The organism is Rhizobium sp. No.120, from assembly GCF_054558365.1.
Genome location: NZ_BAAJNQ010000068.1, coordinates 1 through 439 on the forward strand (window position 1 = coordinate 1; position 439 = coordinate 439).

Genomic DNA, 439 nt, shown 5'->3' on the forward strand with positions numbered 1-439 from the left:
TATTGCCGCCGCCTCGCAGGAAATCCGAACCGCTTCCGATGATCTCTCCCGCCGAACCGAGCAGCAGGCTGCTTCCGTCGAGGAGACGGCCGCCGCTCTCGAGGAGATCACTACGACCGTGTCGGGCTCGAGCAACCGGGCTCAGGAAGCCGGCCAGCTCGTCCGCAGGACGAAGGAGAATGCCGAACGCTCGGGCCTCGTGGTTCGACAGGCAGTTGAAGCAATGGGTAAGATCGAAGCCTCAGCATCGGAGATCGCCAATATCATTGGTGTGATCGACGAGATCGCGTTCCAAACGAATCTGCTGGCCTTGAATGCGGGCGTTGAAGCGGCTCGCGCCGGCGACGCAGGCAAGGGCTTTGCGGTTGTCGCACAAGAGGTTCGTGAGCTTGCCCAACGCTCTGCCAAGGCCGCGAAGGAGATCAAGGATCTGATCGGG

The 439-nt window shown here is 61.7% G+C and carries 1 protein-coding gene; it reads left to right on the forward strand.

The window, feature by feature from the left end; translation table 11 throughout:
• Window positions 1–439, forward strand: a 439-nt coding sequence (locus tag ACYJRZ_RS31975; protein ID WP_459465549.1) for a methyl-accepting chemotaxis protein, incomplete at both ends; no start/stop codon positions are given.